Origin of the sequence: Apibacter adventoris, from assembly GCF_002964965.1 — a bacterium.
GTDB classification, from domain to species: Bacteria; Bacteroidota; Bacteroidia; order Flavobacteriales; family Weeksellaceae; genus Apibacter; species Apibacter adventoris.
Window position 1 is genome coordinate 1 of the sequence record NZ_PSZN01000014.1, and the last position, 15,028, is coordinate 15,028.

The window sequence follows — 15,028 nt, forward strand, 5'->3', positions numbered from 1 at the left end:
CCGGGGGGATGATTTCAAAGGTGTTGCCTTTTATCGGGCTAAGTTCTTCGTTTACCTGGGTTAGTTTGTTTTGTACCCGGGTGGCTGTTTCCTGTACTTTTTTTACCTCTTCTCGGATGCCTTGGGTGGCTTGATCCAGTTTTGTCTCGGCTGAGTCAAGGGCAGATTGTTGTAGCTTTTCTGTGAGTTTACTCAGGTCTACCTGAGGTGTCTTTTTATTAGGATCATCTATTATGCTCATATATTGGGGTTTTGATTCGGGAAAGGACTTGGCTTTTCCTCCTTTTTTATTGGTCTTTAAAAATATACCCAGACCCTCTCCCTGGGGTTATTTTGCTCAGCCCAGTTTCCAACTGTTCTCATAGCTGATATTGGCTATACTCAGCTTCTTGGAACATAATTGTAAGCGTATACGCATCGGCTGGTTATCTGTAGCATCAAATTCTTCTTCGAAAGAGATGCAGTAGCTTTTCTCAAATTTTACTTCCTGTAGTTTACTCATCGCATCGCGACGGTAAAAGATAATGACTCCGTCTTTGGTCTTATTTTGTGATAGCATCCAGTCTATGAAAACTGAATTCCCGTTACTTTCCAAGGTTAAATCCAGGTATCCTCCGCGGGTTGCTCCCTGGGGTTTGCCTGAGGAATCTATGTTTTTTTGAAAGCTGTAGTGGCAATGAAGTACTGTATATACAGATCCTTCCATTTCTAATTTGGCTAAAAATGAAGACATTTTATAAGTTATTTTTGATAAGTGTTTATTTTTATAATAGGGTTAAATTTGAAAAAAGGGGAAGCTGTAGCTTCCCCTTTTTTCATTCTCTTTGCTTAAAAGATGTTTTTTCTTATGGGGATAGAGAATTTTATACCCATTCGTTTACATGTTCACCGGTTCCCATCTTGATGGTCTTAGCTGAAATCGTAAAGGTCTCTGTTAATGGATTGGTTCCATTGGAATCAAAATTCTCTTTGTATTTGACTACATACCCATCGGTGAAGTCCAATTCTTTTAAGGTTGCATCGGAATCTCTTTTGATAAAGATTACTTTTCCGTCTTTACGCTCAAAGCTATTGGTCATCCACTCAAAGATATCGGTCTCTCCGGTTGATTCTACAGTGACTTCTATTCGCCCTCCTCGGGTTTGAGAGGAGGGTCTTCCTGTAGGATCTGTTTCTTGGGCTAAGGAATAATTCACGTTTAGAACATTGTATTTCTTTCCCGCTACTTCTAGTTTTGCTTTAAATGACATAATATTAATTTTTTATTTAGTAATTATTATTTTATTGACTACATATTTATATGACAAATATATAAATTCACCTTTATCTTATTTTATACGTAATGTTAATTTTATGTTAAAATTTGTACTGGTCTTCCAAATAAGATGATGCTTAAAAAAGTTATTAATTAATCTTTTCTATTTAACATTCTACAAATTTCTAAGTCTCTTTTCATTATTTCTATTTGTCTTTTATAAGTTTGAATTTGTGCCAAAAGAGTATCTATTTCAGCCTTACTTTTCCCATAGGTTTTAATTGTTTTCTTTGAATCTATAAGTGAACGGCTGGTTAATAAAAAGTTTTTATAAAGCAATCCTCTTCTTATGCTGTCTTGAGGGGGAATTCCCTGTTCCATGTTTATTACCATATTAATGGCTTTTTGTTGGTAATAATAAACATCTTGATTAGGCATATCTATAGAATCTATATATTTTTTTAAGGTTTCCATTTGATGCTCAAACCTCCCCTGATAACTGAATTCATTTATCATAGATTGATTTTGTTTTTTTAATTCTGCAATTTCCTTTAAAGGCAACTGATAGTTATAAAATATTGCTAAAACTATTATTACTGTAGTAATAAGAAATAATAGGATAAACAATAAAAATGATGTGACTCTTTCTTTTTTATTTAATACTTCCATAGTTATATTTTTTTAATCTTCTAAAAATCTACTACGTTTAGTTTTTTGAATTGGATCATTTTCAATTCTTTCTTTAACAAATATTCCGGTATCATTTCTTTTACCTATATAATCGAGTTTGTTAAGTGCCGAGAAAAGTTGTTCTATAGTACTCATAAATACATCTACTTGTTTTAATGTTTTATCAATTTGGGAATGATTATAACCTACGTTGACTAAGTCAGTAAATAGCACTTCAAAATCTCCTTGCGATAATCCGCACCATTCTGCCAGATAATTTAGTAATTCTTCTTTTCCCGCACCTGAACGTGCATCTACAAAATTTTTCATGATTCGAGCTAATCGGACAACTTTATCTAACATATAAGCAGGGCTTGTGTATAGTCCTAACCATCTGAGGGAATTAATTTCATTACCTAAGTAAGTTATGATTAAATCTGACAATCTTAACACCATAACTGCCAACTCATTAGTCTGTTGTTTTCTATTTATTTTTTGCGCAATCTGTACTGCATATAATTCTAATTGCCCCATAAACTTATCAATAAGAGTATGCATATTGATTAATATTTTATGACTGTTCGTCATAGTACATGGAGGAATATAACCGGGTTGAAGATAGGTTTCTTCTTTATTTACAACTATTTTACCTACCGTTAACTGAAAACCGGCATAGCTAGATTCTTGTCCCATTTGTCCTTCTTGCACCAAATGTAATTTATAGGTGGGAACTAAATAGGGATATCTGGGTGGATTTTCATCGGGATCTAGCTCTCCATAAGGGGCTGTTTCGAACGGGTTTACTATAATATTTGCGAGTAAAACTATTTCCTGATCATCTTCTATGTTAAAAACTGCCTCAGGATAAGGCATTTGCATGTTTATCGAATTACTCATTGGACTTACTTCTATCCTAGAGCCATTGGGAGTTATAGCATGGCACTCTTCGATCTTTACTCTTAATAATTTATGATTGTCAATTACCAATGAGATTTTTATTGATTCCATTGAATTTTGAACAGGAAGAAGACCATATGTAATAGGGGTTACCTGACTACCTATAGCATCCCTAACTATGTCAACATAATTATTTTGCATAGCAATAAAATGGGATTTATTTATTTTCATTCCATCAATCCAATTAACCGGAAAATAGTTTAGCTTTTCTAACATAATATGTATTATCTTAAGTTAAAAGTTTTCTTTTTTATGATTTAATTTATTCTCTTCTTTTTCTATTTGATCTTCATTGATTTCATAGTTGATTTCATCTACTGAATTTAGTAATGGTGGTGTTCTTTCACATATAATCACACTATTTTCTTCAATTTTATTCATATAAAGTGGATATTTTGGCTGTATATATTTAGGAATTCCTAAATGTTTAGATTTTAAATAAAACACCCAATGTTGTTTTTGTCCGGTTTTATCTAATAAATTGATAGGAAAATCCGGATTTTTAAGATTATAATCATTAACAAAATGATAGAATAATCTTCCAAAATCCATCCTGATGGGAGCTTTTGCCCTAAATTCTGTCCTCATCGTTGAATTGGGGTCTTTGTGAAATAGAAAAGTTACTACTAGCATATCTCTATATTCACTATCTGGAGGATCTGGATATGCATGCTCATCTGGAAATTCCCAGGTTTTATATATTTTGGGAGGTATTGATATACATGATTCAAAAGTTCCATATATAAGTGTCGGAACTAAAAATGTAAGTGTAGAAAATGCCATGCTATAAACAAAGACATTTCCTTTTACAATGGTATAAATGATAATTATTGGAATAATGGAATAGATTAAAATTATAAGGTTAAATAGTAATTCAATCCAAATAGATGTGGTATCAAATTTTTTGAAATAACTTCTATATATATAACAATGAATAATTCCTAATATGAAAAATATTGTCTGATAGAAGGTGAAAATATTATATACATCTCCATTAAAAACTTCTGAAGAGCCTATAAAAGTTATTAAAGCAAATATAAGCATCGTTACTATAAGGTATGCTATATATTTATTTTTATATTTTTGCTTAAAACTGCTAACTTTTGAAGTAAAAAAAACAGTTATTATAATGGCTACAGCCAAAATAATTAACACGCCAATAATTATTTTGGGATCTATTAAGTCTTTGAAATATGTCTTAAATTTCATATTCTTGTAGTTATTCCTAATATTGATAATTCTTTTAAACTGAATGCTTCTATATCTTGATTTAATAAAATTGTGGTTTTAACATCTATTTCCATAGGAAGAAAATATTCATAGAATAATTCTATAAATTTCTTTATTTTACCTTGATGTATATATTCTAAAAATGATGTCTTTTTTAGAGGTCCGATTTTAAATTCTAAATACAAGGAATAATCCATGTATTCATTCCCTGATATCATATCTAATCCTAACCTACAATTACCTAGACTTTGTTCTTTTTCTGGACTGGATTGTTCTTTATAAGTTTTTTCTGAGATTTTTACTTTTTCTTCTAATAAATAACTTAAACAATTTACAGTTAATTCAAGGTCTCCAACAATTTTATATGTGTAAGGTAGTATTCTTATGAGCTTAGTCATTAAAATTTGAGGTATCTCATTATTTAATTCCCAAAATTCATAGAAAAATTCAATGGGTTTTGAACCATTTAATTCTAATAATATTTCTTTTTCTAAGTTTTCTCTTTCTAATGCTTTTAGAAAAAATTCATTTTCAAAAGGTTGGAAAAATTTTCGAGCATATATTTCCTCATTTCGGTTACTCTTATACTCTTGAGTCATTTCACTAACCTCAATTTTTGGCTTCCCTGACTGTGGTTCATGAAACATTCTTTCCGGTAAAGTGTCATAAATCCCATCTCGGGATAAATTTACTTTAACAAACTGGGTATCATCATATTTGAAATCAATAATTTCTGCATTAAGTACATCTTTTCTAAAAGGTCTTTTAAATTGACCTTTCATATCTATTAAAAAACTAGATTCTTCTGAATCTAATTTATCCAATAATTCAGAAATTATTACTTCTGCTTTTAAATCATCTTGCAGAGAATTTATTCTATCTTTAACCCTTTCTATTATAGTTTTTTCTTCTGTGGTTCTCATCTTTTAATCCTGTTCTAGTTCATCTTTAGGTATTAACCTTCCTGCACTTATATATCTTAATTGAAAATAATCTTGATTGAAATCACTTATAATTAATCCATCTCTTTTCGTGGTTACAAGAATTCTGTTGTTTCTAAGATATACCCCTACATCTCCTATAGGGATATCTTTATTATATCTGAAAAATAAAATATCTCCTTCTTGCAAAAATTTTCTACCTGTAAAAAGGTTTATTTCTTTGGATTTAAATATACCTAAAGGGGTTGAGGGTAATTTTTTTTTAAATGAATACTGGTATAATGCACTTACAAAAGGAGCCATGCTCATACTATCTGATGTAAATCCTGATTGCGCATAACGTGTATTTATCCATTTATCTATAAAGTCATAAAATTTATAGTTTTTTAATTCTTCTGGTTTTATTCCTAAAATAATTGAATATTTTTCTTTTAAATATATTTGCCGATCGCTCAAATTTGTTTCATATTCCTGATTTAGCGTGTCAAGAATCGGGATTATCTTACGAATGTTTAATTTTTTTTCTATTTCATTTTGATTATATACTATTTTATATGGTATTTCGCGATAATACTTACTTCTACAACTTAATACTAGAAAAGTTGTAATAATGATAGCTGTTATTATATACCTATTTTTCATTTTATAATTAATCTATATGGATATACATTGGACGAAACTTTATCTAATTTATATAATAGATTATCACATAGATATTTCCATTCGAATTCTGAAACTTCATATTCTACATTCTTATTTTTTTCAAGTATTATATCTATGGTTCTAACAAATCCTTTATTAGTAGAAGAATCTACCTTTGTTCCTTTTTTTATTTCTATATGGGAAATAGTAAATTTGAAATGATTCAAACAAAAAGTTTTTATATCTGCAAAGGTTACTACTCGTCCTCTTGTTTGTAATGCTTCCCTGTAAGAGACTATTTTTTCTTGTGTGCTTGAACGAGATTTTCCTCCGACCGAGGTATTGATCAGCATTATAGTATTTTGATCAAAATCATTGGTATTGATTCCTTCTAACTTTGTTCCTATTTTCAAATCATTGGCATCTTCTCCACTTGTTACCCAATATCCTACCATAAATGTATCGTTATCTGTTTTGAGAGAAGCGTCTTTAGGCCTGATAATTACATAAGGAAAGCTTGTTTTTATAAATTTTTTTTCTTTTATATGTTGTTCAAGTGTAGCTATGAGTTGATTTACTTCTCTTATAGTACCGTCTATAAAGTCTCCTCCTATAACTGAGAAAGACGCACTTTCATCTTTTAAAAGCTCTATAAGATACTGTATGAGTTCTGATGCATTTCTTTCATCAAACCGTACTACTCCTGTGTGTCTCAGAGTTGCATCTCCTATATCTAAATTTCCTTCTGAGAATTTTTTTATGTGATATTGATATCCTCTGGAATCTGTAATGCTTTCCAAATCTAAAAATATATCTTCTGTACTTAATGGTATATAATTAATATAGGAATCTATAGACTCTGTTTTATATAATAATTGTTTATTTATTACAGGTATTGAGTTTATATAAAACATTACATTTTCGAGAATATCATTTATAACCACTTCCGGAAATTGTGCTTTAATCCAAAGTACATTTTCCAACTCATTTATTTTTGTATTATCAAGGTTAAAATGCTGAGTAAGTTCTTCAGGAATTTCAAATATATCGTTAGTTATTTCTATATCTTCAGTAAAATGAAAGAATTTATCAAAGTAATAGTCATTTATATCTGTATATATTTGATTTATTTTATTATAATTTTTATTTATTATAGAGTCTATATCTATAGAAAAATTAGGAACATTATAACCTTCTTGAAATGGAATTTCTTTATCTTTTATATAAAATTTTGTTTGTTTTAAATAGTTATAGAAAACTTCTCTCTGAGAAATGTTTCTTATATCTGTAAAAAACATTAATTTTTCGATTTTAGTTATTCCTTCCGGGCATCTTATACCTAACCAAAATGTTCCTGGTTTTAAATATTCTTTGCTTTTTGCTATTTGATCTTTATGAATCAATCTCTGTAAAGAATACATTGTATTTGAAAATGCAATATAACTTAAAGTTGCCTGAGTAAGAATAAAAGGTAAAGTCGGACCAAAATATATATTTTTAATTTTAGGAGCCAGCGGATCATATATATTTTGTATAGTCTTTTTACATAAAAACTGATGTTTTAAAGATACTTTGAAGTTATTTTCTACCGGATTAAGATGTAAAATAGAGCGGGCTGGTATTATGCCCGTTTTATCTTCCGGTGACATAATTTCTAAAAGCCTTTCTATTATTCGTGATCTGGAATTATTAAGTTCCGCGGATATTTTTTCTAATTCAGAAGCACAAGCTTCTAACAGTAATGAAACTATAGGATCAAATGAAGTTTCAAGTTCACTATCTGTATATCCCCAAGTATATGCTGCTCTTCTTAATATTCTATCTTTTATTCTTTCTTGTGTATCCATATATTTTTAATTATAAGATAATGGTCCTACAAAAAATTTTGTTATGAAACTAAAATCCCTGTTTGTTTTTTTGATAAACCCTTTTATTTCAATGGTTATTCTTTTTTTTATTCTATATGAATTATTGTATGATGCAGCTTTTACATTTCCAATAGAAACCTCAACTTCTGTAAGATCTAATCTGTTTTCTTGCATTTTAATTGCTACTTTAACATCATTTTTTATTCTATCTTTTAAAGTGTTAGGATCTGATAGTAGGTCAAAATCTGCTTCCCATATTTTGCAACCAAATATTTCATTAAATTTACATTCTCCAAAAGAGGAAGTAATTACAATATTTATGAATTGAGCTATAGAATATTCTAGGCTAACTTTTTCCAGATCTTTTTTTTCAATAAGATCTTTAAATTTTAACGGGGTCTTATAATAAGTGTCATACATAGTAATTACTTTGCTTTATAAATAGATTATTTTGTTTACTTTACCTTTTTTATTCAATTCATATTCTTTTATATTTTTTGATCTTTTAATTAAGTTTATTTCAACTTTCGGTATGGATTTAATAAATTTTTCCCTATACGAAATATCTCCGATAAACTTTTGTCCTTCATGATAATCAACCACATAAAAAAAATAATTTGAATTCATTTTTTTTATAAATTCTGAGGATAGTTTTCCAGAAACTAATAATGCTGTTTCATTATTTCGATGTAATGTATAAGATAAGTATTCTTCTTTTTTAGTTCTATATTTAGAAACTTCAAATATTTCCATAGTAGATACTAAGGGTTCAAAAGTAATTACTGGTAAAGTGTACATTTTTTTGGAAAACACATTAAGCCCTAAAAATGAAAGACCTCCTATTTCTTTAGTTTTTAATTCTTCCAATAGAAAAGAATCTCGTGTTACTTCATAATAAGTTTTTTCTTCTGTTTTATCATCGGTTATCATCATCTTAAAGGTGGGAAGTTTTATTTTATCAAAAATATCATTATGAACATCAATTTCAATTTCATTTACCTGCTCATCTGAAATAGTAATGAATATTTTATGTTCTTTTAGAGCCGAATCGAATCCTGCCATTTTTTCTCTTTCTCCTTCACCTGCATAAATGGGAGAACCTGCATTATCAGTTATAGAAAGGGATAATCCTAATTGTGGCAGAGGCATTGTTATTTAAATTTAAATTTATTATACTTAAGACATTGCAATTCATCTTTCATTCTTTCTGCTTCATCTTCGTTCAAATGAAATTCAAAGTCTTTCTCAAAAGTTAACACTTTAATGCTTTTTATATTTGATTCAGTAAGAGCTTTAATGTCTTTATTTTTAACTCTACTTACAACATATCCGTCACAATTAGGGTCGAATATATTATTTATCCTGTATCTAAATTCATTTTCTAAAATAAATTCTAATACTTCATCTTTTTTTATACAGGTATTAAAAGTAAAAACACGTACATATAAAAAAGGTTTTGTGTTTTTTCTTTTTCCTATCTGGAATACCGAATAATCTTTTTTACTGTTGTAAGCTCTTAAATAATAAGGTTCAGAATACACATATGATTTTTTCCCCAAATAATCTATCTTCCTATTGTTTAATGTGAATAAAGCATTACAGTCTACCATTCTTGTAAGTATGGTATCTTCTGTTATTTTATTAATATTCGTTCCCTGTTTGTTTTTATCTTGAGATGATAAAAAACTAGAGGAAATACTTATAAGCAGCAATATGAATATTTTACTTTTATAGCTCATATATTTTTTTTTAAGAAAGGAGAATTAATTTTTCTCCTTTCTTAGGTTATGGTTAGACTTTTACTTTTGTTCGTATTCTGTATCCCATTCATTAGAATTGCCATCGTCACCTTTATGTCCATCCATTTTTATTAGGAAATTTTTAGCAGGGAAATAAGGTTTCATATGAATATCTAAATAAATACGATCTTTTTGAATAGGGTCTTGTTCAAATCTTCTTACTTCAAAATTTTCAATAAGTTTATCGGGACCAGTAATTCCATCCAAGAAACGAACAATTTGTGCCATGATTTCTTTACGTGTTTTAGCTGTAAAGTTTTCAAAAGCTCTACGGTTTAAGAAATCCATTAAAACTTTAGTTACATAATCGAAAACTCGGACTACAGAATAAGTCTGAAGACCTAAATTATCTCCATTAAATAATGTTTTCCCTGAAAATGCCATAACTTTTCCATATTCATTAACCATAGGAATTAAGCCCATATTTTCTAAACTGGCAATTTCACTTTTTTTAAGGTCAAATTTTACTCCATCTACTTCATTAATACCTCCAAATTTTTTACCTGCTGTTACTTGGGACATTAATGTTCCATAGATTTTCCCAGCTAATGCCGCAGATGGAGGGATATATAAATCATCAGCCTCTTCTACTTCATCAAATTTACCTCGTCCTACTAACCAATTACAAGTCATTAATACATTAGAACGGTAAATATCTCCACCTGTTAAATATGCCTCGTCAAACATTTCCATTACATCATCTGGTTCATCTAAATGAGCAAAATCCGTCACGAGCATAACTTTATTTTCATGTGCAATTTTAGCCCATTTTTCTACTACTTTATTACTTCCTAGGTATCCTGGGATAACAACCAAGCCATAGTTGTTTTTAAGATCTAAACGATCATAATTATTTACTAGTTCTTGATGAATGGCTTCTATAAATCTGGTATTATCTAAATCTGTTAATTGTTCTAATTCTGCATTGATTATAGAAACATTTTTCACTTTATCTTGCTCAGTATTTTTATAAAATAAAGCTATAGTTCTATATGCTTTTTCTAATTCTTCTGTTTCTCTAATCGCTGTTGCTAAATTTTTAGTAAGTGTTTTTTCTGCAACTTTACTTTTATCTTCACTTTGAGCTACCATATCGGTTAGGTTTGAATTGTTTTTTAATATTCCTAACCATAGTTCTAATGTTTTTTTTAACGAATTTCTTTCTTCTTTTTTGTTTGCGTCTCCTAAGAAAATTTGACGCCTGGCTTTACGTTCGGGATTCAAATTTTGAACATTTTCTATAGAGGCTTCTAATAAATCAAAACCACCAAATTTAGCTAGTTTATCTAGTCCTTTCTGAATACTAACTTTTCCTGCGGGTTCAGCTACAGCCACTCCTTTTACCTGAACTTGTGCTTTTATATCTTCTTTAGCCATAATTATTTTTGATTTAATTCATTAATTAATCCTTCAATAGTTTCCATAAGAGCTCCTTTAGCATCGGGATCTTCTAGAGCTGCTTTTAAAATTTTATTGGATTTAAGTTGTTTTATTATTTTTTGATACTGTTCTTTCTCCATTTGTAAATCTGTCAGAAATTTACTTTGAGCTGTAACTCCTTTAATGCCAAAGTCTCCTAAATTTTTAAATTTTAATTCTTCAAATTTTGTGGCTCCTTCTGCATCTTCAAAATTCACTTTAACTTCGGGTTTGAAATGTTCAAACACTTGTTCTACGGTATTTAAACCTTCTACAATTTCAGGTCTAATAGGAGTCTGTCCTGTCAGTTTTTGAGCAATTAAAGTTCTGTTTTGTGCTATTTCAATAATTGCTTCATTTGCATCTAGAGGCACTTCATTACCTCCAATTCCAAAATTTGATAACATAGATTTTCTTTTTTTATATTATGATTGTTAATTTATCTTCCATTTTAGACTATTTGATTCTAAATCTACTTTTATTATATCCCCTTCTTTTATCTCTCCTGATATTATTTTTTTAGCCATAGGGCGTCTCAATTCTGAGCGTATTATTCCTTTTAATGGTCTTGCACCATAAGTAGCATTAAATCCATTATCTACTAAAAATGACTTTGCATCTTCAGATATTTTTAATGAAATATTAAGACTTTTTACTAAGTCTAATAATTCTTTTTTCAGATGTATTTCAAATATGCCTATAGCGTTGCTTTTACTTATAGGACTAAATGGAACTATCTCTGTAAGTCGGCCTAAGAACTCTGGTCTAAAGTTACGAGCCATAATTTCCATTAACTGGTTAGAGGATGGTAGTTTGTTTTCATTATTAACAGAATCTACAATAAACTGAGATCCTATATTAGATGTAAATAAAATTAATGCATTAGAAAAATCTCCTTCTTTTCCAAGTCTGTCATGTAATTTTCCTTCATCCATAATTTGAAGGAATACATCAAATACAGAGGAATGTGCTTTTTCTATTTCATCAAATAATACTATTGAATATGGTTTTTGTCTTATTTTATTAACTAATAACCCACCTTCTTCGTATCCTACATACCCTGGGGGAGCTCCATATAGTAAGGCTGCTGAATGTTCTTCTTTAAACTCAGACATATCAAACCGTATGATTGCTTGCTCATCTTGAAATAAAAAATCTGCTAGAGCTTTTGCTAATTCTGTTTTCCCTGTTCCGGTAGGTCCTAAAAAAAAGAAAGATCCTATAGGCTGTCCTGCTTTACTCAATCCTGATCGAGATTCTAACACGGCCTCTGTAATCACTTGTATTGCATAATCTTGCCCTACGACTCTTTCTTTTAAAATATCTTCCATATTCTGCAGTCTATCTTTTTCTTCTGAATGTAATTTGCCTACAGGAATTCCTGTTTTTTGAGCAACAACTGCCGTTAGGTCAATAGGTTCTATGTGTTCTTTTTTAGAATTTGCAATTTTCGAAAGCCTTTCCAATAGATTGCCTAAATATTCAAATATTTCTTCTTCTGTGTTATTTTCTAAATTTTCTTCTTCTAAATTATTTTCTTGTACAATTAAATATTGGGCTTTTTTCTTTAAATCTTCTAAAAACCATTTTAATTCTAGTTTTTTATTCCCTGGACTTTCTTTGATTTCTTCTAACTTTTTTTTAAGAGATTCTTTTTCTTTTAAAAATGAAATACCTGCAGTTTTTATTACTGACATCGTCCTATCTAATAGATTTAAAGCAGATTCTGGCAAACATTTTTCTTTAAGATATCTTTTAGAAAGTCTTATTGATTCAGTTATAGAATCATCCGTCACTTTAATTTCATGATGTTTTAAGTATGATGACAATGCAGACTTTATTATTCTAAACGCCTGTTCCTCATTAGGTTCTTCGACTTTAATGACTTCAAACATTCCTGAAAGACTTTCATCTTTTTCTATCTTTTTTGTATATTCGTCTACTGTAGTAGTAACTATTAATGTTAGTCCTGTATTACCGGAAAGTTCACTTTTAAGTATACTTGATAATCCTGCATTGTCACTATTTTTATCTAAAAGAACATGAATACCATCTATCAATAGGATTACTTGAGGATATGTTTTTAGTTCTTGTAATATTTTTTTTAATCTATCTTCTATCTCCCCTTTGTAAGAAGCTCCGGCAATTAGTGTTCCTAAATCCAATTCAAAAACTTTAGTTTTAACTAACTTATCCGGAACTTGTTTCTTTACTATTAAATTAATAAATCCTTCTATTATTTCAGATTTTCCTACTCCAGGATAACCTTGTAATAAAACATTAGGTTTGGAAAACCTACATATCACTTCTACTATTTCCTGAATTTCTTTTTCTCGTGCAACAATATTTTTAGGATTTTTTTTAGCTTGTACTAATTTATCCTTACAATATTTATATAAATATTTTCTAGAAAAATTAGTATTTCCATCATCCATTTCTTGAACTTGATTGGGTTTTATTTCACCTTCTTCAATTAGTAATTCAGTTCGAGTTATAGGGAAACTTTTCATTTGATCAAAATTGAAACCTACACCCGGTGTAGACAATGCCACCATGATACAATATAAATCTACCTCTTCTCTACCAAGAATATCTCTTACTTCATCTGCTTCTTGTATAATATTATCAATAGTTCTGTCGGGATTTGATTGAAACACTTTATTTGCTTTTGGAATATCATCTATTCTCACTTCAGCCCATTCTTCAATAAAAAATACATCTTTTTTCATAGCCTCTAATTCTTTTAATAGAGATAAATCCCTATGAAGAATAGCTTTAAGCAGATGTGGTGCTCCATATTCTATGTTATGGCTTTCAATAGCATATTTTTTTGCAATTTCTAATGCCATATATAATTCTTCATGAAAAACTATATCTTTTTGCATAATGATAATTAATTTTATCTAATCATAAGTCCATATAAAAGCTTTTTTAACTTTATAGGTTATTGTAAGGCCTGCAATGCAATTTTTATTATCTTTAGTCAATCTTAGAGCTTCTATTTTTATTTTTTTATTTTGTAGTTGATTACAAAACTCTGCGAATGTCATTATTTTATTATTGTTTTTAATTACCGGGAAATCGTAGCTACCACAAGTATATTGAATAAAATCTTCTTTAGTTTTACTTTGTTTTGCTACCTCTAATAACAATATTTGAAATTGATTTTCTGAAATATCGGGAGCCTTACTTTCTTCTGCCTGTTTTATTTTTTTCTCTAAAGGATTTAAGACCGGAACACCATGAATATTTCTTAATAAATCTTCTAAAGGATCTTTTTGTGGATTACCAGGTGGCAACTCAAACAATTTAGGAGCTTTCTCATATACATAAGATTTTATAGTATCTTTCTTTGTTTTTATAAGTTGTCTAGGTTTTACATAAATATTTTTACTTGCAATATGAGGCATATCCCCATTTATTACTAATGTAATTGTTTTTACACCTGGAGTACTGTAACTATATACCGGAAATTCTGAAGTATTATCCATTTGTCCTGTTTCTCCAAAACTCCACTCCCAAGCAAATGCTTCACTCCTATAACTATAGTAAAATTCTACGGGCTGACCTACTACCACAACTGTGGGTGTTATAATTTTAGGAATTTTAAGTGTATCAATTATTTTTCCTAAATCACGAATTTCAATAATTTTTTCATAGGTACAACTTCCATTTACCTGTAATGATATAGTATATATTCCTGCTTTCGTATATTTATGTAATACACTTTTTTCAAATTCTTTAGGACTGTTATCTCCAAAATCCCACTTCCAACTTTTAGCATTTGGTGTTTTATCATAGAATTCTATTACTTCCCCAACCTGCTTTTTTTGAGCTTCTATTATAAAACTCACTTTACTGCAATCTACATGCCTATTGAATTGATAAATAAAAATAAATATCCCAAAAATAATTATAATAATGAAAACTAGAAGTACTCTAATATCTAATTTAGAAAAAAATTTTAAAGATCTGCTCTTATAATCCATTTTTTTAACTTATTGTCAAAAATTATAATTTCTAATAATTTTCGCGCTAATATACATATTATTTTAAAAAAACAAAAAATACTTATATTTTTTGTTTTTTTAAAATAATTAATTACAAATAAAACGCAAACTATTATAAAAAAATTATTATTTATATATGTAAGAGATTTAAATTAATTAGTAATTAATTAAGAATCAAATTATTACATCCATAAATGATAAAAAGATACAATTCCAATAAAAAAATAATATTTAAGAA

Annotated in this window: 16 protein-coding genes; all 16 read right to left on the bottom strand. The window is 28.9% G+C overall.

Annotated elements, in window-relative coordinates:
* Positions 1-241: hypothetical protein (locus C4S76_RS06245; protein ID WP_146105707.1), on the bottom strand; the 241-nt coding region annotated here is incomplete at its 3' end.
* A 96-nt stretch (positions 242-337) separates the two neighbouring features.
* Entirely contained in the window at positions 338-733 is a 396-nt protein-coding gene (tssD, locus tag C4S76_RS06250) for a type VI secretion system tube protein TssD (protein WP_105193622.1), read from the bottom strand.
* Positions 734-863: 130 nt separating this feature from the next.
* Positions 864-1,250, bottom strand: a complete 387-nt coding sequence (tssD, locus tag C4S76_RS06255) for a type VI secretion system tube protein TssD (RefSeq protein ID WP_105193621.1) — start codon at positions 1,248-1,250, stop codon at positions 864-866.
* 158 nt (positions 1,251-1,408) lie between these two features.
* The gene (tssO, locus tag C4S76_RS06260; protein WP_105193623.1) at positions 1,409-1,924 is read right to left on the bottom strand and encodes a type VI secretion system TssO; all 516 of its coding nucleotides are present in this window, start codon (positions 1,922-1,924) and stop codon (positions 1,409-1,411) included.
* A 12-nt stretch (positions 1,925-1,936) separates the two neighbouring features.
* Entirely contained in the window at positions 1,937-3,097 is a 1,161-nt protein-coding gene (locus C4S76_RS06265) for a hypothetical protein (protein WP_105193624.1), read from the bottom strand.
* A gap of 18 nt (positions 3,098-3,115) precedes the next feature.
* Positions 3,116-4,090: a TssN family type VI secretion system protein gene (locus C4S76_RS06270; protein WP_105193625.1), complete on the bottom strand. Its 975-nt coding sequence runs from the start codon at positions 4,088-4,090 to the stop codon at positions 3,116-3,118.
* A complete protein-coding gene (locus tag C4S76_RS06275) occupies positions 4,087-5,034 on the bottom strand; it encodes a type VI secretion system baseplate subunit TssG (protein WP_105193626.1) in 948 nt (315 codons plus the stop codon). Before C4S76_RS06275 ends, C4S76_RS06270 begins: the two co-directional genes overlap by 4 nt.
* Before the next feature lie 3 nt (positions 5,035-5,037).
* Positions 5,038-5,694, bottom strand: coding sequence for a C40 family peptidase (locus C4S76_RS06280; protein ID WP_105193627.1), 657 nt, complete (start codon positions 5,692-5,694; stop codon positions 5,038-5,040).
* On the bottom strand, positions 5,691-7,541 hold the full coding sequence (locus C4S76_RS06285; protein WP_105193628.1) for a type VI secretion system baseplate subunit TssF: 1,851 nt from the start codon (positions 7,539-7,541) through the stop codon (positions 5,691-5,693). Before C4S76_RS06285 ends, C4S76_RS06280 begins: the two co-directional genes overlap by 4 nt.
* A 6-nt stretch (positions 7,542-7,547) precedes the next feature.
* The gene (locus C4S76_RS06290) at positions 7,548-7,982 is read right to left on the bottom strand and encodes a GPW/gp25 family protein (protein WP_105193629.1); all 435 of its coding nucleotides are present in this window, start codon (positions 7,980-7,982) and stop codon (positions 7,548-7,550) included.
* A gap of 15 nt (positions 7,983-7,997) precedes the next feature.
* Positions 7,998-8,711 carry a hypothetical protein gene (locus tag C4S76_RS06295; RefSeq protein WP_105193630.1) on the bottom strand — a complete coding sequence of 238 codons (714 nt, stop codon included), beginning with the start codon at positions 8,709-8,711 and terminating at the stop codon, positions 7,998-8,000.
* Between the two features lie 2 nt (positions 8,712-8,713).
* Positions 8,714-9,301: a hypothetical protein gene (locus C4S76_RS06300; RefSeq protein ID WP_105193631.1), complete on the bottom strand. Its 588-nt coding sequence runs from the start codon at positions 9,299-9,301 to the stop codon at positions 8,714-8,716.
* A 60-nt stretch (positions 9,302-9,361) separates the two neighbouring features.
* Positions 9,362-10,756 (bottom strand): DUF5458 family protein, encoded by a 1,395-nt coding sequence (locus C4S76_RS06305; RefSeq protein ID WP_394335587.1) that lies wholly within the window; start codon positions 10,754-10,756, stop codon positions 9,362-9,364.
* The gene (locus tag C4S76_RS06310) at positions 10,741-11,187 is read right to left on the bottom strand and encodes a hypothetical protein (RefSeq protein ID WP_105193632.1); all 447 of its coding nucleotides are present in this window, start codon (positions 11,185-11,187) and stop codon (positions 10,741-10,743) included. Before C4S76_RS06310 ends, C4S76_RS06305 begins: the two co-directional genes overlap by 16 nt.
* A 27-nt stretch (positions 11,188-11,214) precedes the next feature.
* Complete coding sequence (locus tag C4S76_RS06315; RefSeq protein ID WP_245915804.1) at positions 11,215-13,665, bottom strand: AAA family ATPase; 2,451 nt, start codon at positions 13,663-13,665, stop codon at positions 11,215-11,217.
* An 18-nt stretch (positions 13,666-13,683) separates the two neighbouring features.
* On the bottom strand, positions 13,684-14,634 hold the full coding sequence (locus tag C4S76_RS06320; protein ID WP_245915805.1) for a PKD domain-containing protein: 951 nt from the start codon (positions 14,632-14,634) through the stop codon (positions 13,684-13,686).
* Between the last annotated feature and the right edge of the window lie 394 nt (positions 14,635-15,028).

Coding starts and splice junctions, on each gene's coding strand:
- tssD (WP_105193622.1), bottom strand. CDS start 733: ATGTCTTCATTTTTAGCCAAATTAGAAATGGAAGGATCTGTATATACA.
- tssD (WP_105193621.1), bottom strand. CDS start 1,250: ATGTCATTTAAAGCAAAACTAGAAGTAGCGGGAAAGAAATACAATGTT.
- tssO (WP_105193623.1), bottom strand. CDS start 1,924: ATGGAAGTATTAAATAAAAAAGAAAGAGTCACATCATTTTTATTGTTT.
- C4S76_RS06265 (WP_105193624.1), bottom strand. CDS start 3,097: ATGTTAGAAAAGCTAAACTATTTTCCGGTTAATTGGATTGATGGAATG.
- C4S76_RS06270 (WP_105193625.1), bottom strand. CDS start 4,090: ATGAAATTTAAGACATATTTCAAAGACTTAATAGATCCCAAAATAATT.
- C4S76_RS06275 (WP_105193626.1), bottom strand. CDS start 5,034: ATGAGAACCACAGAAGAAAAAACTATAATAGAAAGGGTTAAAGATAGA.
- C4S76_RS06280 (WP_105193627.1), bottom strand. CDS start 5,694: ATGAAAAATAGGTATATAATAACAGCTATCATTATTACAACTTTTCTA.
- C4S76_RS06285 (WP_105193628.1), bottom strand. CDS start 7,541: ATGGATACACAAGAAAGAATAAAAGATAGAATATTAAGAAGAGCAGCA.
- C4S76_RS06290 (WP_105193629.1), bottom strand. CDS start 7,982: ATGTATGACACTTATTATAAGACCCCGTTAAAATTTAAAGATCTTATT.
- C4S76_RS06295 (WP_105193630.1), bottom strand. CDS start 8,711: ATGCCTCTGCCACAATTAGGATTATCCCTTTCTATAACTGATAATGCA.
- C4S76_RS06300 (WP_105193631.1), bottom strand. CDS start 9,301: ATGAGCTATAAAAGTAAAATATTCATATTGCTGCTTATAAGTATTTCC.
- C4S76_RS06310 (WP_105193632.1), bottom strand. CDS start 11,187: ATGTTATCAAATTTTGGAATTGGAGGTAATGAAGTGCCTCTAGATGCA.
- C4S76_RS06315 (WP_245915804.1), bottom strand. CDS start 13,665: ATGCAAAAAGATATAGTTTTTCATGAAGAATTATATATGGCATTAGAA.